Origin of the sequence: Novosphingobium rosa NBRC 15208, assembly GCF_001598555.1 — a bacterium.
GTDB classification, from domain to species: domain Bacteria; phylum Pseudomonadota; class Alphaproteobacteria; order Sphingomonadales; family Sphingomonadaceae; genus Novosphingobium; species Novosphingobium rosa.
Genome location: NZ_BCZE01000025.1, coordinates 51,228 through 76,663 on the forward strand (window position 1 = coordinate 51,228; position 25,436 = coordinate 76,663).

The window sequence follows — 25,436 nt, forward strand, 5'->3', positions numbered from 1 at the left end:
AGTTTTTGATGTCCCAATGTGTCAGCCGACAGCTCGACACATTAGGACACAAGGTTCCTCCCGCCCGACATGTTGCGACAACGCTTTCAGCCTCATCCTGCGCTAGCAGCCCGGCATGACAACGCTTTTCCCCCGCTCTTCACGCCTTTTCCCGACCACGCTGGGCCTGCTGATCGGCACAGGCAGCTTCACGCTTTGCGCCCCGGCGATGGCGCAGACCATGGCCGCCGCGCCAACCGGCAGCGCGGCGCACGACATCGTGGTGAGCGCGCAGCAGCCGACTGTCGAAACCAGAATCGATCGCAAATCCTATTCCCTCGCCCGCGATCTTCAGGCGACGACCGGCTCGGCCGCCGATGTGCTGCGCAACATTCCGTCGGTCTCGGTCGATGTCGATGGCAATCTGAGCCTGCGCGGCGACAGCAATGTGCAGATCCTCGTCGATGGCCGCCCCTCGCCGCAGTTCAACAACGGCAACCGGGCTGCGGCGCTCGAGGCGCTGGGCGCGAACGGCATCGCCCGGGTCGAGGTGCTGACCAACCCGCCGGCCAACTTCAAGCCCGACGGATCGGCAGGCGTCATCAACATCATCACCAAGCGCCGCAGCGGCAGCCACAGCGCCAGCCTGCAGTCGAGCGTGGGCAGCAGCGGCCGCTTCAACATCAGCGGCAATGGCAGCGTGCAGCTCGGCAAGCTGGGCCTGCATGGCGGATTGACCCTGCGCCGCGATCTACGCGTGCGCCGCTTCAGCGACGACCGCACGGTGACCGATGCCGCCAGTGGCGCCATCGCATCCACCAGCCACATCGCGGGCGCCTCCAGCGACAGCCGGCTTGCCAAGATCGCCACGCTGGGCGCCGATCTCGATCTTGGCCCCGCCGACCGGGTCAGTGCGGAGGGGACGTACAACGCCAGATCCGATCATTCGACCTTTGCCGAAACCGCGCTGGCCAGCCAGAATGGCACGACGACCCGAACCGGGCGGGATCGGCCCGGGCGCGAGCAGGAAATCTCCAATTCGGCGATGCTGCGCTATCACCATGACACCGAGGCGAACGGCAATGGCATCACGCTGATCGCCCAGCGCGCGCAGACATGGGAGCGCCAGCGCTTCGCGATCACCAACAGCACGCTTCAGCCAGCCGCCGACCCCAGCTTCCAGAACCAGAACCTCTATCGCAATCAGGTCACGCGCGAGATCAGCGCGGACTATGTGGGCAGCCTGCCGGGCAAGGCCAAGCTGATCGCGGGCTACAATCTGCAGCGGGACGACACGCTGTTCGACAACGGCCAGACCCTGCCCGCCAGCGCGGGCGCGGCCCTGCTGCCCGACACCAATTTCACCAACATCTTCCGCTATGGCCAGACGATCCATGCCTTCTACGGTTCCTATGAACGCCCCATCGGCGCATGGACGGTGCTGGCGGGCCTGCGCCTGGAACAGAGCATCATCGAAACCCATCAGATCACCAGCGGGCAGAATGGCGGCTACGACTTTTTCCGCGCCTATCCCAACCTGCATGTGACCGACAAACTGTCACCGCATCAGAGCCTGAGCCTGAGTTACGGCCAGCGTGTCATCCGCCCCGATCCGGAGGATCTCAACCCCTATCTGGTGCAGCAGGATCCCTACACGCTGCGCCAGGGCAATCCCAACCTGCGCCCTCAGGAAATCCGGTCCTTCGAGGCGGGGTGGAGCTATGACAAGGGCGCCACCTCGCGCAGCGCCACGCTGTATCTGCGCAGTGCGCGCAATGCCTTCACCATCACCAGCACGCCGGTCAGCCCGACGGTGGTGCTGATCACCGAGCAAAATCTGGGCAAGAGCCTGTCGGGCGGGCTGGAATTGACGAGCGCGGGCAAGCTGCTCAAGGGGCTGGACTATACGCTGAGCGGCAACATCTTCTACAACCGGATCGATGCGGCCAATCTGGGCTTTTCCGGCACGCGCTCAACGGTGGGCTATGAGGCGAAGGGAGCGCTCAACTGGCACCTGACCCCCGGCGACACGCTGCAGGTCAATCTGGCGACCATGGGCAAGCGGCTGACCCCGCAAGGCTATCGCAGAGGCTATGTCACCATGGATCTGGGATATCGCCACCAGTTGCGCAAGAATCTGTCGCTCACCGCAACGCTGTCTGACGTGTTCTCCAGCCGGCATGATGGCCTGATCGTCGATACGCCAACCCTTCAGGAGGTCACCTTGCGCCGGCAGAGCGGACTGGTGGCATCCATCGGGCTGTCATGGTCATTGGCAGGCGCGAAAAAGAAAGCCGCAGAGAAATTCGACTATGAAAAATAGGCAATGACGTAGCCTGCCATGGGCATTCGCAGCCAAGAGCAGGCGCTGGCGCCGGTCTGTATTCTGGTGAAGCGCCACCTGCTGCCCTGGCCCCGGGGCTGCGTGGTGGACATGGACGCTGATGGGGTCAAGCCATTCCAGCGCGGCACGCTTGCCCATCATATGGATCGCGCCCGGCTCCAGCGGCCCTGTCGCCATCCAGAACCGGCGGAGGGCAGGCAAGCCCACCCTCCACACGGAAACACATCAGAAGTGGACGCCCACGCCCGTCATCAGCTGATTGCGCGAGAAGTTGTCCTGATAGCTGGTGTAGCGATACTCAGCCAGAACATAGATGCGCGGCGCAATGGTCTGCTGCACGCCCACGCCGAAGCGCACGCCGTCGCCGTTGGTGCTCACGCTGTAACCCGGCACGTTGTAGTTGATGCGGCCATTGGCATAGCCCACCTTGGCGTAAACATGCGTCAGCGGCGACACCGAGACAGTGGCGCGGCCACCGAAGTAGAAGTCACGGCCGGCGGTCAGGCTCGAGTTGCCGCCGCGATAGCGGGCGGTCGAACCGGTCAGCTCGGCGTCGGCGCCGATGCTCACCAGCGGAGCGATCTGATAGTCGTAACCGATGGCGCCGCCATAGGAGAGGCCGCTCTTGTGGTAGGTGCCCAGGCCATTGTCACCCTCGTCGAGCGAGACGCGGTCCCAGCCGACCAGCGCTTCGGCGCGGGGGCCGGTTTCAGCCTGCGCGGGCGCGGCAGCCAGCAGCGAGGCGCCCAGCACAGCGCCAGCCAGCGCGGCGGGGATCAGGGAATGACGCATAGGTAAATCTCCAGAAAGGGGGGAGGCGCCGGTTAGGCAGACGCCCCTCACCACGCAACAGCGCCTCTGGCATCACAACGAAAATGTAACATAACTGTTACATTTGGACCACATCACCATGCCCCAGATGATGCGGCGCACCATGCCCGTGCCCCGCGCGCCCCTCAAGCGGGCTCGACACTTTCTGTCGTGTTCTGGCAACGTACTGTCTGGCGCGGACTTTCATCCACCATCAATGTGAACAGATCGGGCCGCGCATAATGGCCTGAAACGTCCAGATCGTAGCGCGCCCGCACGATATCGTCGGTGTCGATCACCGCCGAGACGATCGCCTCCTCGCCATAGACCGGCCCGGCCAGCACATCGCCCATCGGGCCGATGATCACGCTGCCGCCCCGGATCAACGGCTGATCGGACACGGCGGCGGCATAGCTTTCGGGCAGATCCGCGGGCGTCAGATACTGGCAGGCGCCCACCACGAACATCCGCCCCTCATAGGCGATATGGCGCAGCGAGGATTGCCAGATCTCGCGCTCATCCACGGTGGGGGCGCACCAGATCTCCACGCCCTTGGCATACATCGCCTGACGCAGCGCGGGCATGTAATTCTCCCAGCAGATCGCGCCACCCAGCACGCCCATCGGCGTCTGCACCACGCCCAGACCCGAGCCGTCGCCCTGCGCCCAGACCAGCCTTTCGGTGGCGGTGGGCATCAGCTTGCGGTGATGGTTCACAAGCTGCCCGGCGGGATCGAAGGTGAGCGAGGCGCAGTACAGCGTCGCGCCAACCCGCTCGATCACCCCGGTCACCAGGCATGCGCCCAGCGCCGCAGCCATAGCGCCGATGCGCGCGGTCTCGGCGCCCGGCACCGCGATGGCCGAACGCCAGTAGCGCAGATAATCCTCACGCCCCTCCGCCGTGCGCGAGCCCAGCCGCGCCCCGAAATCCAGCCCCTTGGGATAGCCGCCGACAAAGGCTTCCGGAAACACCACCAGATCCAGCCCCTGCCCCGCGGCGCGCTGGCAAAGCGACTCCATGCGATCCAGCGTGGCGGGCGTGTCGAAAAGGATCGATCCAGCCTGAATGGCGGCGATATGGAACTGGGGCATGGGTCTCTCCTGCAAGGGATAAGGTGGCAGCTTGATCGCCAGATCATCATCGGGCAAACCGCATTTCACGATGCCCACTATTGCTCTGAACGATATTACCCGACTGGATTTATCGCTGGCGGTGGTGTTCCTCGCCATCTTTCAGGAGGGCAGCGTCTCACGCGCGGCGCGGCGGCTGTCGCTCAGCCAATCGGCGCTGAGCGGATCGCTGGGCCGCCTGCGCGCGATCACGCAGGACCCGCTGTTTGTCCGAAGGGGCGGCGGCATGGAGCCCACCCCCCGCGCCATCGCCATGGCCAGCGATCTGGAGCAAGGCGTCGGCCTGATCGCGCAGGCCCTGCGCCCGCAACCCGCCTTCGACCCCGCCACCAGCCGCGCCCGCTTCACCATCGGCATGTCCGACGATTTCGAGCTGGCGATGGGCCCGGCCATCATGCGCCGCGTGATGGCCGAAGCCCCCGGCGTCACCATCGCCTTCCGCCAGACCAACCGCGCCCTTGTCGAGCAGGCCTTCACCGCCGGAGAAATCGATCTGGCGGTGGTGGCCGATCCCCCGGCGCGTTCATGGCTGGCCGCGCAGGATCTGGGGCGCTCGGCCTATGCCTGCCTCTACGATCGGCAGATAGTCGAGGGCCCGCTGACGCTGGAGACCTTTCTGGCCCTGCCCCATGTGCTGGTCTCCTTCAGCACGCATCAGGGCGCGGTGGATCAGGCCCTGCGTCGTATCGGCCAGCAGCGCCGCGCGGTGACGGCGCTGACGCATTTCTCCGCCCTGCCCGGCTTTCTGCGCGGCACACGCGCGATTTCGACCATCCCCACCCATGCGGCGCGGACTCTGGCCGATGAGCATGGTTTGGCCCATGGCCCCGTGCCGGTGGAGATGGGCGATTACGGCGTCTCGCTGCTGTGGAAGCGGGAGGCGGGGCATGAGTGGATCCGTGGGGTGATTGCCGGGGCGTTCAAGGTTTGAGGGAGAAGATACCCCCTCGCGCTCCCAGAACGTCTTCCGGCGAAAGGACGGGGAGTCCGAAATGCCGGCCCAACCTCTCCGCCCCGCAGGGATGAATTGCCTCCGGCGGTGAGGCGTGGCGCTAAATTTCAGCCTTGCGCACCCTCTCGCCGGAAGACGTAACGGGGGTGCAGGGGGCAATGGCCCCCTGCTTTATCCCTTTTGCTTCAAAACCCGATCCGCACACACCGCCACCAGCCACCCGCAGGTCATCGCCGCAAAAGGCATCACCGGAAAATGGAAGCGCGACTGGCCCGAGAACACCACCGCAATCGCGCTGACGTAAGCCGCGATGCCATAGGGCAGCAGCCACCAGTCGATCAGGCGCAACCCCTCGCGGCGACGGCGGCGCAGCTCGACCACGGCGAAACCGGCCATGCCCAGCAGCATCAACGCATAGATCGCCTGATTGGCCAGACGCAGCGCCAGACCGGCCTTGGCGAAACGGCTCCACGGCGCCCAGCCGCGCTCGTAATGCCACTGCGCCTCGCCATCGGGGGCCCAGAGGCGCATCAGTTTCAACGGGATCAGCTTGGCAAAGCCCAGAGGGTGGCTCCTGATCCAGTCCACGCCCAGCCGCTTGGCCTCGGCATCGAACTGCATCTCGTTGAGATCCTTGCGAGCGTCGAGCTGATGCACCAGCGGATCGTCGGGGGTGAAATCGCCATTGGCGGAGTCATTGTTGCCCGTCAGCAGGGTGATGCCGCCATTGGTGGAGATCAGCACGAAAGCGCCCATCTCGCGCTGGTTGCGCAAAGTCCAGGGTGAGACCGTCAGCAGCGCCACGGCCACCACCAGCGCTCCCTGGGCCAGCAGCAGCGGCAGGCGGCGCAGGGCCTGGGGCTCTCGCCACAGGCGGATCGCGAAGATCAGCGGCACCACCACCAAAGTCTGCGCCTTGACCAGCATGGCGAGACCGAAGACCAGCCCGGAGAGCACCAGCCCCGCCCAGCCGGTGCGGCACACCAGCAGCCAGCAGCCGCCGAGCAGCAGGGCGGTGTAGAAGCATTCGGTCATGGCCAAAGGCGTGTAGAAGATGCTGTTGGGATAGAGCGCGATCAGCAGCAGGGCCACGCGCCCGGCCAGCACGCTGCGCGGCTTGTTTCCAGCCAACGCGCTTCGCGCGATGCGCCGCGCCAGATCCTGCATCACCAGCGCCGAGACCGCGCCGCACAGCAGGTTGAACAGGCTCACCACCAGCGTGGAGACGCCGAAGCCGCGGAACAGCAAGGTCAGCGTCAGCGGCCAGCCCGGGGGCCAATAGGCGGTGGGGGCGCCGTGTTCACGGTAGCCGAGGCCATGGGCCATCTCGGTGGCGCGATCGACATACCATGCGGCGTCGGACGAGGGCGTGACATGGGCCAGCAGCAGCAGCGCGCGCGGCGCCAGCCAGATCAGCCAGATCAGCCACAGCAGCACCAGCGCCCCCCGCGCGCTGCCCAACCATGCGATGAAACGCCCCAACGCCTGCCCCCTGTTGTTCTGGCTGCCGGTCATGACGGCAGGCGCAGAAAGAAATCATCCACCGTCGCGTCGCATTTGCGCGCGAACCATGCCCCGCTCTGGCGGATCGCATCGGCGTCTCCGGCGCGCAGCAGCTTGGGATGCCAGCCCTGCGCGCTCCAGTCGATGTAGCGGTGGTCCGCCTCGAGGCGATCCGCGAAAGAGCGGGCGAACAGCGAGGGCGCGACATGCTCGTCAGCGCATTGCGTGCAGGCGAGGCGTCCGCTGCGCAGCAGGCGGTCGTAATCGGCCAGCAGCACCTGCGCCACGTCCTGCGGCATGGAGAACCATGAACTGCCCTTCATCCATGCCTGCCCCGCATAGGCCGAGCGCTTCAGCCCCGCCTTGCGAAACCAGCGCGAGAAGGCCCAGCTGGCGCGGATCTGGGCGCGCTCGATGTTTTCGTTAAGGCGCGGCATGTGCGGCACGCGCAGCTTACGGCGCTCGAACCACCAATCGTCCATGCGTTCGGTCTGGGTCTCGCCCCAGAGTTCGGCGAAGATCGGGCGGCGAGGGCCGAAGGCGCCAATATCCTGAGCGATCTGCTGCGGCGCGCGCACCGGCCAGTCAGCCCCGCTGATCAGATGGAGGTAATCGAAGGGCTGCTTCAGGCCCTCGCGCAGCAGGCGCTGCTGGGCGGCGATCTGGCTGTGATGGCCCCAGATCACGCGGGCCGGGTCACTCACCAAAGTCAGCCGCCCGCTGGGATGCGCGGCGAAACGGGCGCGCTGATGCCGCCACAGATCGCAACCGGCATCGAGATGCAGCACCACGCGATCCTGCGTGTCGGGGGGCAGCAGGCGGTCGATCAGCAGAGCGAGTTGATCGGGCAGATGATGCGCCATGATGGCGTAAATCTGGATCACGCTCGCACCACGCGGCGCAACACCGGCACCTTCTGCGCCATACCCGACAGCTCGCCCACCACCGGATGGCGGACCAACACCAGCGTCATCAGCCAAAGCGCCACGCCCACGGCGACCGCGCCCAGCAGCACGGGGAAAGCGATCCGGTCGGGGCTCTGCCAGAAGAGATAGGTCGCGGCCAAGGGCGCCAGAGCGGCCAGCATGGCGGCAAAGCTGCGGGCATAGATGCTCAGCAGGGCGCGCAGGTCGAACTGGGTGATCTCATGCATGAAGCGCGCGTAAAGCAGCACATAACCCGCCGCATAGGCCATGCGCGAAATCGCCGCCCCCTGCACGCCCCAATGCGCGCCGCCCGCCAGCAGGGCCAGCGACATCACCGTGTCGATCACGCAAAAGACCATCAACTTGTCCATCCGCCCCATTAGGATCGGCAGATCGGTGTTGAGCGGCAGGGCGATGAACAGCAGTTCGCTCAGCGCAATCCATTGCAGCAGAGGCGCAACGCCGCTCCACGCCGGGCCATAAAGCAGATGGACCAGAGGCTGGGCGGCCAGCGCCAGCCCCGCCATCCCCGGCCAGACGATGGCGGTGTAGCCCGAACAGACGCGCAGATAGGCCGGGCCCAGTGGCTCACCCCTGTCGCGGATGCGGGCGAAGGCGGGGAAGAACACGCTGCCGATGGCCCCGGCGATCAGCATGCGGAACTGGTCCGAGAGGCTGACCGCGCGGCTGTAAAGCCCCACCGCCGCCATGGTCAGCATCTTGCCCACGATCAGATCGGGCGAGCGCGTGCCCAGCGCTCCGGTGAAATACAGCAGGCTGGAGCGCGAGCCGAAGGCCAGCACCGGCTTCACCCCGTCGAGCCGCAGCGGCCATGGCGGGGCGCGGCGGATGGTCTGGGCGATCAGGCCGCGCGCCACGGCGGAACCCACCGTCGCCCAGGCCAGCGCTAGCGAGGACGACCCCGCCCATGCCAAAGACACCGCCAGGCAGGCCTGCACCACCGCTCCGCCGACATTGACCGCGAAATGGCCATGGAACTGCATCGAGCGCGCCATCAGCGCCATCGGCACCACCGCCAGCGGCAGGAAGAGATAGCTGGCGGAGATGATCAGCAGAATTTTGGTCAGGGCCGGTTGGTGATAGGCCTGCGCCATCGGCCATGCGGCCAGAGCGATCACGCTGGCGATCACGAAGGAAAAGAGGAAGGCCACGCTGCTGCACCGCGCGATCTCGTCACGGCTGAGTGTGGGCTGCGCCGCCAGATAGCGCGACAGGCCGAAATCCTGCAGGATCGACACCAGCAAGGCCGCCGCCAGACCGATGGAAAACAGCCCCACCTCGGCCGGCGAGAGGAAGAACCGCGAGATCACCACGGAACTGCAGAACTGGATCGCGAAGGAGATATACTGCCCCGCCATCGCCCAGACGGCGGCGCCGCGCACGCTCATGGCGGCGGGTTCGCGGCCTCCCTCGGCTTCAGATGCATCGGTGGCTTCGCTCACGCGCGCATTCCAAGGGGTTGGGGGCAGGTCATCGGTGGCGGCAGTCCAGCTTCATGCCGCGCCTTATGCCGCGCGGCTTCGCAAAGGACCATAGCGGCAAGGGCGTAAACAAATGCTTGGGCAGGCGATTTTTGCCTGCCCTCGCTTTTGGCCAAAGCCTTGTGGCTCAGTGCGCGACTTCGGCGATCACCGCCTTGCCCCGGCGGATGGCTTCATCGGTCTTGACCTTGCCGTTCTGGATATCCTCGGCCAGATCCATCAGCCTCTCCGCCCCTGCCGAGCCGGTATCGGCCACCTCGGCCACGGTCACGCCCTTGTTGCGGGCAATGGTTTCGTCCCATGTCTTGCGGATCGCCGACCAGTAATCCTTCGTGGCAGTCCAATAGGCATCGGCAGCGGAAACGGCATAGTTGCTGTCGCGCTGATAGGTGTTCAGCACGGATTCCTGCACATAGGGCACCTCTTTCCCGCTGGCATCGGGCCCCATCTTGATGTTGTCCTGCCAGTGGATCCAGCCTGTCGGCGTGGGCGAGTGGCGGTTGATCCCAAGGTAACGGTCATAGGGCGGATGGCGCGTGGCGTCGCGGCGGGCGAGCGGTCGCCATGTCCAGCTGCTGCGCCAGCGGCGCACGCCGCCCTCGTCGGTCCACTGGCCCCAGCCGCCATAGCGCGGGGAATCGTCGGTCTGCCACACCGTCTGCGACCAGCGGCCGGAGCGGAATTTTTCGGGCACCGGCTCCAGCTTCCACGCGCCCTTGCCGGCGTAGGTGAGGACGGTTTCGGGCTCATAGGTCCAGTCCTGCCGCCAGTGCTTGATGACCATGGTTTTGCCGCCTTTGTCTTTCGGCATGGTGACCACCAGCAGGTGCTGCAGCACGATATGGCGCCCGGTGTCCTCCACCACGCGCACGCTTTCATGGCCGCCGCTGATGGCGGCGGGAATGGGCGTGTAATCGGCGCGCCAGCTGGTGGTTTCGCGCATATCGAAGGTGACCTTGAAGTCGCCCGCCATGTTGAGGATGTCGGCGCGGTCAGCCTTGAAGGAGGCATCCTGCTCGGCGGCGCTGCGCTGGGCGATCGGGGCATCGGCCAGCACAGGCGCGGAGCAAAGCAGCATGGTGGAGGCCAGAGCTAAGGCAAACGGGGGCCGGATCAAAGTTTTCATGATGATACAGTCCTTCAGAACTGGAAGGTCGCGGTGACTTTGGCATTGCGCCCTGCTTGCGAATAATAGGCCTTGGCCATGGTCGAGCTGTCGGGGATGTCGAGCGCATCGTAATAGGTCTTGTTCAGCAGGTTGAAGACGCCCGCCTGCACCTTCACGCCATGCACGAAGCCGGGCTCCCACCAGCCCGACAGGTCCAGCAGCGCATAGGGGGGCGCCTTGTTGAGATCGGAGGTGGGCGTCTGCACCTGACGGCGCGGGCCCGCGAAAGTGCCCGTCAGATCGGCACCATAGCCATGGCCGGTGTAGCCAAAGCCAAGGATCGCCTTGAAGGGCTGCTGCGTGTTAAGGAAAGAGGGCGTCGAGGTGTCGCGCGCATGGACATAGGCCAGCGAGCCCCATGTCCGCCAGTGATCGTCCAGCGCATATTGTGCGCTGGCCTCGATACCATAGATGCGCACCCGCGTGCGGTTGACATATTGGAACACGCCCAGCGGATAGTTGCCGCTGATCCCGGCAGCCGCCGCCGTGGTGGTGATGGTGTCGATGAAGTTGTGATAGACGGTGTCGTAATAGTTCAGCTTGAAGCCGCGCCTGGCAGTGCCGCCCTTCACGCCCAGCTCATAGCCCTTGCTGGTTTCGGGCTTGAGGTTGGGGTTGCCGATGTTGGCATAGCTGCCCGCGCCGCCATAGAGCAGATACATCTCCGTGGCCGAAGGCGCGCGAAAGGCCTGCGCATATTGGCCATAGAGCGTGATGCCGGGCACCACATCCACCTCGCCCAACACCTTGGGCGACCAGCGGTCGCCATGGGTGCCAGACAGCGGCCCGGTGTAGGCGTCATTGGCCTGAAACGCCGCCGTGTTGATCGGCGTGCGGCGGAAATAGTCGTAGCGGATGGCCGGGGTGATGCGGATGCGATTGTCGGCGAAAGCGATGCGGTCTTGCAGCGTGACCCCAAGGTCCGTGCCATGGACGTTAGGCATATCGGCCTGATTGGTATGGTAAAAGGCGCAGGCGAAGATCGCGGGCGTGCAGCTGTCGGTGCCGACGGTGTATTCCTTGGTGCGCGTGCCATAAAGTTCGCCCGAGAGGGTGAAGGTGTTGAGCACCCCTGCCGCCCGCGCGCCAAAGCTGATGTTGCCCGTGCCGCCGAACTGGTCCGAGGTGAGGTCGCTGATCCGGTTATACGTGCCCGCAGGCGTGGTGGCGCGGTTGGCGAAGGTGCCCAAGGTCAGCATGGTGCGCTGCCAATAGCCGATGAGATGGGCCTGCGTGACGCCGGTATCCCCCTGCCCGGTGTAATCATAGCTGGCCGAGACGCGGCGGCGACGGTTCTGCGTCTCGGTGATGTAGCTGCGATAGGTGGAGGACAGGCTGGTCAGCGTGTTTTCGGTGTAATCGCGGTTGAAGGTCTCCGCCGCGAGGCCGATGCGATGGCCGTTGCCAAGGTTCTGGTAGAGCTTCACCAGCAGGCTGTTCTGGTCGTAATCGGCGGGGTTCTTCGCGGTGCGGGTGGTGCCGGTGCCCAGGATCTCGCCCCGGTTGCGGGTCTCATGGCCGACGCGCAGGCCGCCCTGCACCAGCAATTCGGTGTCCTTGTGGCGGAAGGCCAGCGCCTGATTGAGATAGAGGCTGTGGCTGGCGCTGTCATAGGTGGCCTTGGAGAGGCCGCCGAACGTCTTGCCTTCCTTCAGCAGATCCTTCGGGTCGAGCGTGCGCAGCGCCACCACGCCGCCCATGGCGCCGGTGCCAAAGAAGCTGGAATCGCCCGACTTCACGATATCGATGGCAGACAGTCCGTTGAAATCATAGGACGAAACACCGCCCTGCGCATTCCACACGCCATCGGTCAACCAGGGTTGGCGGATGCCGTCGACGGTGGTGAGCAGGCGGTTGGAATCGAGGCCGCGCATGGCGATGCTGTCATTGCTGGCCCGCACATTGACCGAGGCATCGAGGCGGCGCGACACATCCTTCAAATCGTCGATCATCAGATGGCGCAGGGTTCCGGCATCGATGGTGGTGGTCAGCACGCGGGGCTTGCCCTGTTCGCTGCGGTCGGCCTCATCGCCCAGAGCGGTGCTGGTGACCGTGACCGAGCCCAGATTGGCGGCATTCTGATCCGCACCCTGCGCAAAGGCGGCCTGTGGCAGGGCAAACCCGGCGAACAGCGCGGCCAAAATCGACAGGGGGCTGCTGCCGGTTCTGAGCGCGGGTGACAGGGCAGTCCGAATGGGCTGGCGGGATGACATGAGCGATCCTTTGTAAAAGCAGCGCCCGCCGGGCAGACCGGTCAGGCGCCGCTGTTGGCAGCGACATGGCCCGAACGACGCCCCCCGCAGTCCGGCCATGGCCGCCTCATCCATTTATTGCACTTGCGAGTCAATCTCATTTATAGATTTTTGCGCAGGCACGCCATGCGGCCAGCGCCCCGCCAAAATCTGCCGGGAAAAGAGGGGTCTACAGCGCACAGCCGCGTTTTACATGCGCCACAGACGAATAAGGGGCGGACAGTTTGCGCACTGCCCGCCCCGTTGATCGGCCTGCCCGTGGGCGCTTGGGCTCAAGGTTTGGCGGCGGCAGCCTCAAGCTGAGCGCCGAGCGGATCACGCTGGACCTTGGGCTTGCCGTCCGCAGCGAAGTCCATGATCGCATCGCTCGCCTTGGCATAGCGAGGCCATGCGGGCAGTCCCGGCGCGGCGGGGGCGCCCGTCTTGGCGAAATTCACCAGATAGGCGCTGATGGCCTTGCCCATGCCATTGTCGCGCGGGGTGGTTGCTGCGCCATATTTGACGGCCTGCGTATCGAAGAAGAAGGGGATATCGGTGGCATGGCCCGCGCCTGGCTTGCCCACCGAATTCGCCACATAGGAGAAGCGGTACTCCCAGACCGGCACGCCCTGCCCCGCCAGCGTGCCCGCGATCTGGCGCGCGCCGCTGGCCATATAGCCGGTTGGGCCGCCGATGTCCGCGCTGGTCGCGCCGATCAGCACCGGGATCTTTGCGAAATGACCCTCGGCAAAGGCCTTGGCGGGCTCCACCGAGATCGTGCCATCGGCAAAGGGACTGGCGAAGGTGCGCGGCCCCGGCCCGAACAGCGCCATCATGTTCAGCCCATCGGTCACGGTTTCGGCGGGCAGCGCGCGCAGCTTCTCCAGCGCCTGCGGATCGTCCGGCGAGACACCCTTGGACTGGCCGAAATCCGCGCCGATCTTTTCCACGCTCTGCAAGGTGCCGGCCGCCAGGCTCTGGCCATTGCCGCCCGACATCACCACCGCGCGCTGGAACAGCCCCTGCGCCATGGGGGAGGTCAGCAGCATGTTCACCGACATGCCGCCCGCGCTCTCGCCCAGCAGCGTGACATTCTCCGGATCGCCGCCAAAGCGGGCGATGTTGCGCTTCACCCATTTCAGCGCCGCGATCTGGTCCAGCGTGCCGTAATTGCCCAGCAGAGCGCCATCCTCATGCGCTTTCGTCAACGCCGGATGGGCAAAGGTGCCAAAGCGCCCGACGCGGTAGTTGAAGCTGAAGAACAGCACGCCCTTTTTCGCCAGCTCCGCGCCCGAATAGGTCGGCGGCGAGGCCCCGCCATTCACAAAGCCGCCGCCATAGATCCACACCATCACCGGCAGCTTGCCGCCAGCATGCGCGGGACGCCAGACATTGGCGTAGAGGCAATCCTCGGCCGGTGGCGTGCCCAGAGGGGCGGCGTCACTGGGGAAGGGCACCTGCATGCAGTCATGGCCATAGGCACTGGCGTCGCGCTCGCCCTGCCATGTGGCGGCGGGCTGAGGCGCGCGCCAGCGCAGCGGTCCCACCGGCGGCGCGGCGAAGGGGATGCCCTTCCAGCTGGCCACGCCATCGGCGATGACGCCTTTCAACGCGCCAGTCTCGACCGTAACGCTGGCCGGCGTATCGGCGGCCATGGCGGAAAGCGGGATGACGGCGGCGAAGCTGATCAGGACTGGGTAGGTCAGGCAAAGGCTCAGGCGCATCGATACTCTCCCCCATACGGTATGTTTGATAGCGATCCTATCGAGGGATGGCAGACCCGGCAAGCACTGCGATTCATACCTATTCAGGCAGGCTTTTCAGAAAGTTGTCGATTCCGTCGACCACGGTGGAGAGCCATGGCTCGAACAGCCAGATATCGTGCGGAGCCTTCTCGAAGGCGTACCAGCGGGCGGCGATATGGTTGGCCTGCAAACTGGCCAGCACCTGATCCTTGCCCGCCGTAAAATGCGCATTGCCGCTGCTGATGATCAGTGTGGGCGGCGATGTCGGCCCGACATAGGTGGCCGCGGAAGCGTCCTTCCAGCGCTGGGGCGCCTGCTCCCAACTGCCCCCCAGCCATTTCGCCGCCGAGGACTGCGCGCCATTGGCATTCTCGAATTGCAGGGCCAAAGGCGTGGTGAAATCCAGCACGCCGTCGATATCGATCAGGGCATTGGCGCTGCGATCGTCATCGGGCCTGGATCGGAACAGCCCCGCCGCATCGGAATAGGCCACCAGAGACGCCATCTGCCCGCCCGATGAGGCCCCGCCCAGCGCGATATGCCCGGGTGACAGGCCAAAGGCGGCGGCATGGCTCTTCACCCAGACCATGGCATCGTTCACATCGACCAGCCCGGCAGGGAAAGGCGCCTCTGGCGAGAGGCGGACTTCCGGCAAGAACACCGTATAGCCGCGCTGCGCCAGCCGATCCGCCAGCACATAGAAATGCGCCTTGCTGCCAGAGCGCCACGCGCCGCCATGCACCAGCACCAGCCCCTGATGGCGCGTATGACCGGACGCGGGGCGGAAGATATCGAGGTGCAGTTCCCGATCCGGCAGGGTCTTGTAGGCGCGGTCGAACAGCATGGTCTCGCCGGGCGCGGGGGCCACGGCTGGCCATGCGATGCCGGGATAGAGGCTGCGATAGCGCTCGAAACGGCTGGCGATGGTGTAGCTGTCGTCCACCGGGCGCGCGGCCAGGGGCGCGGCCAGAAGCAGGCCGGCCAAGGCCGCACAGCGCAACAGAGTCTTCATAGCCTCCTCCCCTTCTGGTCTTGCCCTGCTATCGGCGCGGCGGCCCCATGGCTTCAAGCCATTCCACGCATCCGGTCCATGCTGATTACGCAAGGATCGAAAGCGAAATGGACTTGGACTTGCGCGCCAGCGGGCCGATGATCTGATCCATAACAATCGGGAGAGAATGGCCATGGCATGGCATCGGATGCGTTACGTGCTGCCGGGCGCGGTCTGTCTGGGCATGGCGGGACTGGCCGCCGCGCAAGCGCCCATCGCCTACCCCTCGCAAGCCAGCTTCCCCCATGAAAACCGCGAGGCCGTCGCCCGCCATCTAGCCGAGGGGCGCAAGATCGCCGGGGCCGATCTGGAGGCCGATTTCAACTGGCGCTGCCTGATCAGCCCGCTCGACAAGAAGATCGTGGCGGGCGTGCAGCATGACGGGCTGGTGCCCGCCACGAAGGTGTTCGACAATCTCTATTCCATCGGCCAGAATGCCGTGTCCGCCTGGGCGCTCGACACCAGCGACGGGATCATCGTGATCGACGCGCTGAACAATGGCGATGAGGCACGCGATATTCTGGTGCCGAACATGCGCGCCTTGGGTCTGGACCCGGCGCGCATCAAATATGTGCTGCTGACCCACGGCCATGGCGACCATTGGGGCGGCGCGAAATATCTGCAGGATACCTTCGGCGCGAAAGTTGCCACATCGGAGACCGATTGGGGCATGATCGAAAGCCCCAACCACGGTGGCGGCCCTTTCGCGCATCTGGTGCCACCACGCCGCGATATGGTGCTGAAGGATGGCGACACAGTGACGCTCGGAAAGACCAGCGTGAAGATTTATGTCACGCCGGGCCATACGCCGGGCGCGCTCTCGATGATCTTTCCGGTCTTCGATCATGGCAAGCCGCACCTCGCCGGGCTGATGGGCGGCACGGGCGGCGGGCAGGATTCGGCCTCGGCGCATAAGCAGATCACCTCGCTGGCGCGCTGGCAGCAAATCACCAGGGCGGCGGGGGTCGATGTGCTGATCACCAACCATCCGGTGCATATGGCCGCCACCGAGAAGGAAGCGTTGATCCGCTATGGCGCGCTCAACAAATCTGGCGCCCCCAATCCCTTCATCTACGGTGTCGATAAATATCAACGTTATATGGGCGTGATGAGCGCCTGCTCGCGCGTGCAACTCGCGCGGTTGGGTGAAACCGGCGACTGATCCAGCTTTCCACGCCATCCATGCCGCTTTGGCATGGATGGCGTTTCCATATGGCTTGGAATGACACCGGTTTCCACGCTAGTCTCTGTCCAAAGCCGCTCAAGCGGAACCTTTAGGGGAGAGACCATCATGCCGATGCCACGCAGGCAATTCCTGACGCAAACCACCTCGCTGGCCACGGCCCTGTCCGCCAGCCTGATGGCGGCGCCACGCGCCATGGCCGCCCCGGCAACGCCTGCCGCTCCGCAAAAACTCACCATCACCGCCCCGATGGCCCCGCCCGAATGGGCCCTGCTGCAACGTGCCGTCCTCGCTGCCCATACCGATGCCTGCGAAGCCTTCTTCCGCCGCTATTATGACTCCAACGGCTTCCTCCTCGCCCGCGAGCGCTGGGGCGGCGACGATGGCCCGGACGATGCCATCGAAAACGTCAACGACTGGCCCCAACTCTATGCGCTTGGCGCCGATGAGCGCATCCGCACCATGTATGAGCATGCCTATGAAGGCCATGTCCGCCAATACACGCTGGCCAAGACTACGCAGGTACCCTTCGCCCGCGAAGGCATGTATTTCCGCGAATTTCCCGTGATGATGGACTGGCAGCACAATGGCGAGGGGCTGACCGTCTTCAACAACATGGGTCTGGGCAATCCCTATTCGCAAGCCTATCGCAACCGCGTGCGTCGCTTCGCCGGTTTCTACACCGGGGAAGACCCCAGCGCCCCCAATTACGACAAGCAGCACAAGATCATCAAATCGATGTTCAACGGCAGCCGGGGGCCTTTGATGCGCAAGGCCACCGCGCTGGACTGGGCGGGCGATCCGGTGGAGCTGGCGGGCGTCGACCAGAACGCCCTGCTCCATGGCGAGCATGATTACGACCAGATGCTGGCCCACTTCAAGGACTACACCGACACCACCGGCGACACGCCGCTCAACCTTGAATCGACCGGCCTTGCCTTCAACGCCTATATGCTGGCGGGCGAGGAGAAATACCGCAGCTGGATGCTGGAGTATGTCGACGCCTGGGTGGACCGCGCCCGCGCCAACAATGACATCATCCCCACCAACATCGGCTATGACGGCAAGATCGGCGGCGAGGCGGGCGGCAAATGGTATGGCGGCGTCTATGGCTGGGCCTTCAGCCCCGTGGTGCCCCAGACCGGCCAGCGGCAGGACCGCAACCGCATCGGCTTCACCCTGAGCGCTTTCATGAACGCCTATGTCATCAGCGGCGGCAACGACAAATACCTCGACGTCTGGCGCAAGATGACCGACCGCATCAATGCTCAGGCCAAGACCGTGAACGGCAAGCTGTCCGCCCCGCGCATGTATGGCGACAATGGCTGGTACTCCTTCCAGCCGGGCAAATGGCTGCTGGGCGCGCAGGATATCTATTACCTCACCATGAAGCCCGCCGACCGCGCGCGCATGCCCGATCACCCCTGGATCAGCTACCTTGAGGGCAAGAACCCCAGCTACCCCGTGCAGGCGCTGCGCCTTGCGCTGGAACGCATCCGCAACGCCCATGCCGCGCTGCTCTCCGACCAGTCCACGCCGGACACGCGCTTTGCCGATACGGTGATGGACCAGAACCCGGCCAACATCGCCGCGCTTGTCGAGCTGATGCAGGGCGGGATCTATGTCGGGCGACCGGGATGGTCGCGCTATTCGCCCAATGTGGGCGGGGCGTTCCAGTTCGTGCGGCTGCGCTACTTCGATCCGCTGAACCGCCGCCCCGGCCTGCCCGAGGGGGTGAGCGCCCTTGTCGAAGGCATTACGGCGGATGAGACCGTGGTGACGCTGGTCAACACCAACCAGAGCGCCAACCGCACCGTCACCCTGCAGGGCGGCGCCTATGGCGAGCATCAGATCCTGAGCGTGAGTTCGGATGGGAAGACGGCGCCGGTCAATGGCCGCCATGTCGAGGTCCAGCTGGCTCCGGGGGCAGGCGCCAAGCTGGTGCTGAAGATGCAGCGCTTCGCCAACCCGCCCCGGCTGGATTTCCCATGGGCCGCGCCGATCACGGACAGCACCGAGGGCCTGCGCACCATGACGGCCGAAGAGCGTGATGCTATGTTGTAAGGGAAAGTCTGGAAGCATGCCTCCGGCGGGCAAAGGGCCATCGCCCTTTGCAATCCCTTTAGCGTCGGCCTTTGGGCCGGCGCAGCTTTTTGGCGGATAAGTCAGCGATAAGCCACGCTCGGTCGGTGCAAGCAAGGCATGCGCCCCGTGCCTCAGCAGGCGTAATCCACAATTTATATGAAGTTTAAATATCACTCTGCTTGAGTGTTCATGGTCCCTGCAGTTTGATGGTGGCAAGGTCGCCGCAATCAGTTGAAGGAATTCTCCATGGCAATCAAATTTAATGCAAAAGCAGCTCTCGCCATTGCCGGGCTTGCGACGCTTAGCTTGGGTGTCATCCCGACGTCGGCCTCGGCTCAGGGACGTGGCTATGACCAGCGTTATCGCGACTCGCATCGTCAGCATTATTCGGATCGCGCCCATGGCCGCTATAATTCGCGCCATTGCGGCAGCGGCAACGGCGCCGTCGGCACCGTCGCCGGCGGTGCTGGCGGCGCTCTGCTCGGCAACGCGTTGGGCGGTGGCACCGCCGGAACGATCGTGGGCGGTGTCGCTGGCGCGCTGGTCGGGCGCACCCTCGACAAGAAGAACACCCGTGACCGCAACTTGTCGCGCAACGGCTGCTGATCCCGGAGGCTGGGGTGGCCGCTTTTATCCCGAGCAAGGGATGGTGGCCACCTCTGATGCGCCGCAGGCAGGCAAACCCTGAGCCCCAGGCTGCGCCGGGATTGCAAACCCGCTTCGCTATGGATGCGCGCCGAACCGGCAGGTCGCGCGCAACGTAGACACGAGTGGGAGCGCGAGGGGCCCCCTCACATGTCCCGTTTTCTTAAGGCCAGAAACAAAAAGGGCGCCCTTGCGGCGCCCTTCTCGTTTTCGCGTTAAGCTGAACGCTCACGCCATGATGGAAAAGGTGCTCCCGGTCGCCATGGCGGCCGAAGCCGTCGCGATCTGCGCATCAGCGCTGGCCGATGCGGCCACGGCGGGGGCGGCCACCGTCGAGGCGGGCTGCTGGGGGGGCCATACGGCGCTGGCGACGCCGCTGGAAGCTGCGACTGTGCCGATTTGGATGCTCATCACTGATCTCCGCTCTGTGAGAATGCGTTCACAAGTTCGTCCACTCAGCACGAAGACGGCACCGGCGTCCCCCCTTTAAGCCTCAGATGCGGTGAGCCGTTGTGTCCTCGCCGATCCGTTCGATTTTGCCGACCAACAGCAGGAAGCACAGGGCTGCGGCCAGCGCGCAGCCCGCCACCACCAGCAGCACCAGATTGAAGGAATGCGTCTCCTTCAGGATATAGCCGATCACGATAGGCGTCAGGATCGAGGAGATGTTGCCGAACATGTTGAAGATGCCCGCCGACAGGCCCGCGCTGTCACGCGGGGCCACATCGGCCATCACCGCCCAGCCCATGGCGCCCACGCCCTTGCCGAAGAAGGCCAGGCTCATGAACAGCAGCACCATCGTGTCGCTGCTGGCATAGTTGCAGGCCACGATCACCAGCGCCATCAGCATGCCCGAGACGATCGGCACCTTGCGCGCCACCGTCAGCGAGGCCCCCCGGCGCAGCAGCCAGTCCGACCAGATGCCGCCCAGCACGCCCCCGGCAAAGCCGCAGATCGCGGGCATGGTGGCGAACATGCCGGCTTTCACCACGGAAAGGCCACGCTCCTGCACGAGGTAGACCGGGAACCAGGTGATGAAGAAGAAGGTCAGCGCGTTGACGAAGAACTGGCCCAGATACATGCCCCACAGCGTAGGAGTGCACAGCAGCACGCGCATCTTGCGGCGGGTTTCGTTCTGATCCTCGCGCGGCGTGTCGGCGGGGGGATCGACCAGCGCCCCGCCCTCGACGATCAGCGCCATTTCGCCCTCGCCAAGGCGGGGATGGTCGCGCGGGGCGCGCACCACCGAAGGCCAGATCCCGGCGGCCAGCAGGCCAAAGGCCCCCATCGCCACGAAGACCCAGGGCCAGCCGAAATCCGCGACGATCCAGCCCATCAGCGGCGCGAACAGCACCGTGGCGAAATATTGCGCGGCGTTGAAGATCGCGCTGGCGGTGCCCCGTTCGCGCGCGGGGAACCAACTGGCCACGATGCGGGCGTTGCCGGGGAAAGACGGCCCCTCGGCAAAGCCCACCAGAAAGCGCAGGATGAACAGCACGGTCACCGCCGTGGCGCCGCTCATCCAGATCACCGCGCCATGCGCCGCCGTAATCAGCGACCAGATGACGATGGCCCAGAAATAGACCTTCGGCGCCCCGAAGCGGTCCAGCAGCCAGCCGCCGGGCAGCTGCGCCACCACATAGGCCCAGCCGAAGGCCGAGAAGATCCAGCCGAGCTGCAGGGCATCGATCCCCAGCTCCTTCGACAAAGAGGGCGCCGCCAGAGACAGCGCCGCCCTCACCGCGTAATTGATGACCGTGACGGCAAACAGCATCGCCAGAACCGTCCAGCGGACCTTTCCGATCTGCTGTTTCGTGCCAATCTGCTGTTTCGTCAAAGCCACCCAAACACCTCTTATGTCTTTGGCCCATCATGCAGATGCGGGCGAGGCAGGGAAAGGACCATTCCCTGCCTCGCTGTCGGTCAGTAGCGGAAGCGCACGCCTACGCGGAAATTGCGGCCCAGCGTGTCGTAAAGCACCGGGTTGGTCTGCAGCGTGGAGGAAGCGATGCCCGCGGCGATGGGCGGATCCTTGTCCAGCAGGTTCTCGATCTTGAAATAGAGTTCCGCCTTGCGCTGGCGGTCGCCCCAGACGGTCAGATTGCCCGCCAGATCGAAATAGGTCGCCCCGGCGATGTAATTGTTGTCGATGTCGACGCCCGACTTCCAGGTGTTGTCATAGACGCCCGAGGAGACGCTGCGCATCGTGGCCTGCAGCGATCCGCGATCGCTGTCGTAACCCAGCGTGGTGTAGGTGCGCCATTTGGGGATGGGATAGGTGGCGTTGGGGCCGCCGTTCTCACCCACATATTCGATGGTGTTGCCCGCATTGGTGTAGGCATAGTTGAGCGAGCGCGTCGCCAGGAAATGCAGCGAGAAGGCGCCGCTCATGCCCGGGATGATCTTGTTGGCTTCAAGGCGGTAGGAGGCGTCGAAGTCGATGCCGCGCACCCGCACCGTGGCCAGATTGACCGGGATGCGCAGGATCGAGGTGATGTTCTGGTTGGCGTCACGCGTCACATAGGAGCAGATCGCCGTCTCGCCCGCCGCGCAGCGGTTGACGATATCGGCCACCGCCAGCGTGGTGATCGCATCCTTCAGGCGGATGTTGTAATAATCCACCGAGGCCGAGAAGCCGGGCAGGAAGCGCGGGCGGAACACGCCGCCAAGGCTGAGCGTATCGGCCTTTTCCGGGCGCAGATTGGTGTTGCCGTTGCTGACGGCGGTGGTGCGCACCGTCACGCCCTTGACCGGATCGGCGACGTCGGTGGCCTGGGTGGCGCCGGCGATGTACATTTCGCTGATCGAGGGCGCGCGGATGTCGCGGCTGACCACGGCGCGCAGCTTGATGTCGCTGATCGGCTCATAGGTCAGGCCCGCCTTCCACGTCGTGACCATGCCCGAGGTGGAATAGCTGGTGACGCGCACCGCGCCGTTGAAATCGGCCGACTTGCCCAGCTTGCTGTTCTTGAGCAACGGCACCACCGTTTCGGCAAAGCCTTCGGTGACGTTGTAGCTGCCGGCATTGGTCTTGTAATTGCCGGTGTACCAGCCGTTGGTCTGCGAGAGCGGATCGCCCACGGCATTGGCGCTTTCGCTGCGATGCTCCACGCCCGCCGCCAGCGAGATCGGCCCGGCCCAGTTGTGCAGCAGCGTGCCGCTGACCGAGGCGGCGCCCACCTGCTCGGTGATGCCCTGCGACTGCCAGGCGGTGCCCTTCACATAGTTGATGGCGGCTTGCGAGGCCACGCCATAGCCGAAGATGTTGAGCGGCACGCAGCCGTTCGAAGGATTGGCCAGCGTGGAGCGGCAGACGACCTGGCCATTGCTGCTGACGGCATCGATGGCCTGCGCGAAATTGGCGACATTGGTGGTGTTGAGCAGCTTGATGGAGAGATCGGTGTGGCCATACTGGTAATAGGCGTTCCACGTCCAGTTGCTGCCGATCTTGCCTTCCAGCGAGCCGACGATGCGGTAATTGGTGCGGTTGATATCGCTGACCGGGCGGCCCAGATCATAGGTCGAATAGCCATAGCCGAAGGAGGTCACCCCGGCGGCGGCGGCCTGATTGCGCACGCTCTGCGGCAGGAAGGCGTTGCTGGCCGACATGGTGAGGTTGCCCGCATAGCGCTGATAGGCCGCGCTGTTGCGCGCGCCGCTGGAGCCGTAAGACCCTTCCAGCGAGGCGGTGATGTTGTCCGCCACCTCATAGGTCAGGCGGCCCCAGGCGTTGTCGCGGTCGATGCGCGGCGACAGGGCGATGGTGTTGCCTTCATTCCAGGTGTTGCCGCCCAGCATGAAATTGCCCGCGATGGTGCCATACTGGAAGGGCGACACCGCGCCACCCGCCAGGAAGTTGGTGCCTTTCAGCGCGGTGTTGGTGATCACGCCGCCCTGCGAGACATTGTTGTAGTTCACATTGGAGGCCACGATCTGGCGCGGCTTGCCATTGCCCGCCACATAGGCCGGATTGGGCACCAGATAGGTGGCGGTGTACCAGCCGCGATTCAGGGCATCGACCCCGTCCTGATGCTCATGCTCATAGCTGAAGAGGATATGGCCCTTGCCGCCCGCGAAGCTCTTGCCTGCCGCGATGCTGGCGTCATAGCTCTTGTTGTCGCCGCGGCTGGTGATGCCGCCGTTGATGTTGGCCTTGATGCCGGTGAAGGTGCGGTCGATGATGAAGTTGACCACGCCCGCCACCGCGTCCGAACCATAGGCCGCCGAAGCGCCGCCGGTCACGATGTCAACGCGCTTGATCAGCGCGGTGGGGATGTTGTTGACGTCCACCGCGCCGGTCTGGGTGGAGGGCGCCACGCGCTGGTTGTCCACCAGCACCAGCGTGCGGTTGGGGCCAAGCCCGCGCAGATCGAGCAGATTCAGACCGTTCACGCCGGTCGAGGTGTTGCCATTGCCCACGCGCGAGGTCTGGCTGGGCGAGAGCTGGGGCATCTGGTTGACGTAATCGGCCAGATTGGCCGGGGCCGCCTTGTTGATGGCATCCGCGCTCACCACGGTCAGCGGGGTGGGGGCATCATAGCCGTCGCGCTTCACGCGTGAGCCGGTGACGATGATGTCCTTGTCGCTGATGGCGTGAGGCGCATCGGATGCCGGGGCTTCGGCGGCCGGCGCGGCGGCTTGATCTTGCGCCTGAGCCACAGTGGTCGTCAGCGCCAGCATGGTCATGCCGGTGCTGGCCAATGCGCAAACACGCAGTTGTTTCCATGTCGAAACCATCTCTCATCCCTCCCAAGTGCCGTTGCCCGCTCTGCGGTGTTCTTCGGCGTTTCTTCCCCACCGGTGTCGGGCATCCCGGCCCGCTCGTCCAATGCCCAGCCGCGATTGACCTATTCGCAGGCGGTATTGATGCCACCGGTGTCAATGTCGATTTTTATGGCCTGTTTAACGCCGGGCACGGCGGAAGGGGCCGGAAAACCGACCCCTTCGAAGGTTTTCATCCATGCGCGTGATCGGTGCAGCCCTTCGCGTCGATCCGGCACGAGGCTTCGGTCCAGGCGCGGGCCTGTTCCGAAAGCGTCACGCCCAGACCGGGCCGCTCCGACAGCATCATCAGGCCACCTTCCAGAATCTGCCGCTCATTGAACAGCGGGTCCAGCCAGTCGAAATGCTCGACCCAGGCATTGTGCGGATAGGCGGCGGAGACATGGACATGGATTTCCATGGCGAAATGCGGCGCCATCATCAGCCCCGCCTGCTCGGCGCGGGCGGTCACGCGCTGAAACTGGGTGATGCCGCCCACGCGCGCGGCGTCGGGCTGGATGAAGTCCACCGCGCGCGCATCGATCATCGCGAAATGCTCAGCAGCGCTCACCAGCATCTCGCCCGAGGCGATCGGCGTGTCGATGGCGGCCGCCAGCGCGGCATGGCCCTCGATATCATAGGCGTCGAGCGGCTCCTCGATCCAGACGAGGCCATATTGCTCCATGGCGCGGCTCATGCGCAGGGCGGTGGGGCGGTCCCACTGCTGGTTGGCGTCGACCATCAGCGCCACGCGACCATCGATCTGCCTGGCCACCGCATCCAGACGCGTCAGATCGACCTTCGAGTCAGGATGGCCGACCTTGATCTTGATGCCGCCGATGCCGCTGGCGATGCTCTTCTCGACATTCTCAAGCACCTCCTCCAGCGGCGAGGACAGGAACCCGCCCGAGGTGTTGTAGCTGGGCACGCCATCGCGCCATGCCCCCAGCAGGCGGCCCAGCGGCAGACCGGCGCGCTTGGCCTTCAGATCCCACAGGGCGATGTCGATGGCGGCGATCGCCTGCGTCGAAAGCCCCGAGCGGCCCACCGAGGCGCCCGCCCAGACCAGCTTGTTCCAGATGCGGCCGATGTCGGCGGGGTTCTCGCCGATGATGCTGTCGGCCACCTCGCGCGCATGGGCATACATGCCGGGGCCGCCCGCGCGCTTGGAATAGGAGAAGCCGAGGCCGGTGTGGCCTTCTTCCGTCTCGATCTCGGCGAACAGCATGGCCACGCGGGTCAGCGGCTTCTGACGCCCGGTGAGGACCTTGGCATCGGAAATCGGCGTGGCCAGCGGCACCCACGCCAGGCTGAGCGTGATGGCTGCGATACGATCGTTGGGCATGCTGATCCTCGTCTCGGTTCTGACTTTCGTTGCCTGCACCATTGCGAGGGGCAAGGCGAAGGATCAACGCCCAAGG

Annotated in this window: 18 protein-coding genes; 5 read left to right on the forward strand and 13 right to left on the reverse strand. The window is 65.0% G+C overall.

What is annotated here, in order from left to right:
• The first annotated feature begins 115 nt into the window (after nucleotides 1–115).
• Nucleotides 116–2,302: a TonB-dependent receptor domain-containing protein gene (locus tag SR3_RS10355; protein ID WP_068084891.1), complete on the forward strand. Its 2,187-nt coding sequence runs from the start codon at nucleotides 116–118 to the stop codon at nucleotides 2,300–2,302.
• Nucleotides 2,303–2,548: 246 nt separating this feature from the next.
• Here SR3_RS10355 and SR3_RS10360 read toward each other — a convergent pair whose 3' ends face one another.
• On the reverse strand, nucleotides 2,549–3,115 hold the full coding sequence (locus tag SR3_RS10360) for an outer membrane protein (protein ID WP_068084894.1): 567 nt from the start codon (nucleotides 3,113–3,115) through the stop codon (nucleotides 2,549–2,551).
• 164 nt (nucleotides 3,116–3,279) lie between these two features.
• A complete protein-coding gene (locus SR3_RS10365; protein WP_068085049.1) occupies nucleotides 3,280–4,224 on the reverse strand; it encodes a carbon-nitrogen hydrolase family protein in 945 nt (314 codons plus the stop codon).
• Nucleotides 4,225–4,294: 70 nt separating this feature from the next.
• Here SR3_RS10365 and SR3_RS10370 point away from each other — a divergent pair, with 70 nt between their 5' ends.
• Nucleotides 4,295–5,194, forward strand: a complete 900-nt coding sequence (locus tag SR3_RS10370; RefSeq protein WP_068084896.1) for a LysR family transcriptional regulator — start codon at nucleotides 4,295–4,297, stop codon at nucleotides 5,192–5,194.
• Between the two features lie 192 nt (nucleotides 5,195–5,386).
• Here the strand turns inward: SR3_RS10370 and SR3_RS10375 are convergent, their stop codons facing one another.
• From SR3_RS10375 to SR3_RS10405, 7 genes are all read right to left on the reverse strand, one after another.
• Entirely contained in the window at nucleotides 5,387–6,697 is a 1,311-nt protein-coding gene (locus SR3_RS10375) for an ArnT family glycosyltransferase (RefSeq protein ID WP_245653864.1), read from the reverse strand.
• Nucleotides 6,698–6,726: 29 nt separating this feature from the next.
• A complete protein-coding gene (locus SR3_RS10380) occupies nucleotides 6,727–7,602 on the reverse strand; it encodes a beta-1,6-N-acetylglucosaminyltransferase (protein ID WP_068084900.1) in 876 nt (291 codons plus the stop codon).
• Nucleotides 7,599–9,107, reverse strand: a complete 1,509-nt coding sequence (locus SR3_RS10385; protein ID WP_245653865.1) for an oligosaccharide flippase family protein — start codon at nucleotides 9,105–9,107, stop codon at nucleotides 7,599–7,601. Before SR3_RS10385 ends, SR3_RS10380 begins: the two co-directional genes overlap by 4 nt.
• Nucleotides 9,108–9,273: 166 nt before the next feature.
• A complete protein-coding gene (locus tag SR3_RS10390) occupies nucleotides 9,274–10,272 on the reverse strand; it encodes a DUF6607 family protein (protein WP_068084903.1) in 999 nt (332 codons plus the stop codon).
• A 14-nt stretch (nucleotides 10,273–10,286) separates the two neighbouring features.
• A complete protein-coding gene (locus SR3_RS10395; protein WP_169805608.1) occupies nucleotides 10,287–12,527 on the reverse strand; it encodes a TonB-dependent hemoglobin/transferrin/lactoferrin family receptor in 2,241 nt (746 codons plus the stop codon).
• 311 nt (nucleotides 12,528–12,838) lie between these two features.
• Complete coding sequence (locus SR3_RS10400) at nucleotides 12,839–14,269, reverse strand: carboxylesterase/lipase family protein (protein WP_068084908.1); 1,431 nt, start codon at nucleotides 14,267–14,269, stop codon at nucleotides 12,839–12,841.
• Nucleotides 14,270–14,348: 79 nt separating this feature from the next.
• Complete coding sequence (locus SR3_RS10405) at nucleotides 14,349–15,302, reverse strand: alpha/beta hydrolase (protein WP_068084911.1); 954 nt, start codon at nucleotides 15,300–15,302, stop codon at nucleotides 14,349–14,351.
• A gap of 172 nt (nucleotides 15,303–15,474) precedes the next feature.
• Between SR3_RS10405 and SR3_RS10410 the strand changes: the two genes are divergently transcribed.
• From SR3_RS10410 to SR3_RS10420, 3 genes are all read left to right on the forward strand, one after another.
• Nucleotides 15,475–16,503: an MBL fold metallo-hydrolase gene (locus tag SR3_RS10410; protein ID WP_169805609.1), complete on the forward strand. Its 1,029-nt coding sequence runs from the start codon at nucleotides 15,475–15,477 to the stop codon at nucleotides 16,501–16,503.
• A gap of 129 nt (nucleotides 16,504–16,632) precedes the next feature.
• Nucleotides 16,633–18,588, forward strand: coding sequence for a hypothetical protein (locus SR3_RS10415; RefSeq protein WP_218018795.1), 1,956 nt, complete (start codon nucleotides 16,633–16,635; stop codon nucleotides 18,586–18,588).
• 267 nt (nucleotides 18,589–18,855) lie between these two features.
• Complete coding sequence (locus SR3_RS10420) at nucleotides 18,856–19,215, forward strand: hypothetical protein (RefSeq protein WP_245653866.1); 360 nt, start codon at nucleotides 18,856–18,858, stop codon at nucleotides 19,213–19,215.
• Between the two features lie 267 nt (nucleotides 19,216–19,482).
• On the opposite strand, the gene SR3_RS10425 is transcribed toward SR3_RS10420, so the two are convergent.
• From SR3_RS10425 to SR3_RS10440, 4 genes are all read right to left on the reverse strand, one after another.
• Nucleotides 19,483–19,665, reverse strand: a complete 183-nt coding sequence (locus tag SR3_RS10425) for a hypothetical protein (RefSeq protein ID WP_068084924.1) — start codon at nucleotides 19,663–19,665, stop codon at nucleotides 19,483–19,485.
• 82 nt (nucleotides 19,666–19,747) lie between these two features.
• On the reverse strand, nucleotides 19,748–21,097 hold the full coding sequence (locus SR3_RS10430; RefSeq protein ID WP_281198718.1) for an MFS transporter: 1,350 nt from the start codon (nucleotides 21,095–21,097) through the stop codon (nucleotides 19,748–19,750).
• Between the two features lie 80 nt (nucleotides 21,098–21,177).
• The gene (locus SR3_RS10435; RefSeq protein ID WP_084455345.1) at nucleotides 21,178–23,991 is read right to left on the reverse strand and encodes a TonB-dependent receptor plug domain-containing protein; all 2,814 of its coding nucleotides are present in this window, start codon (nucleotides 23,989–23,991) and stop codon (nucleotides 21,178–21,180) included.
• Nucleotides 23,992–24,208: 217 nt separating this feature from the next.
• On the reverse strand, nucleotides 24,209–25,360 hold the full coding sequence (locus SR3_RS10440; protein ID WP_281198719.1) for an L-talarate/galactarate dehydratase: 1,152 nt from the start codon (nucleotides 25,358–25,360) through the stop codon (nucleotides 24,209–24,211).
• Nucleotides 25,361–25,436 lie beyond the last annotated feature (76 nt).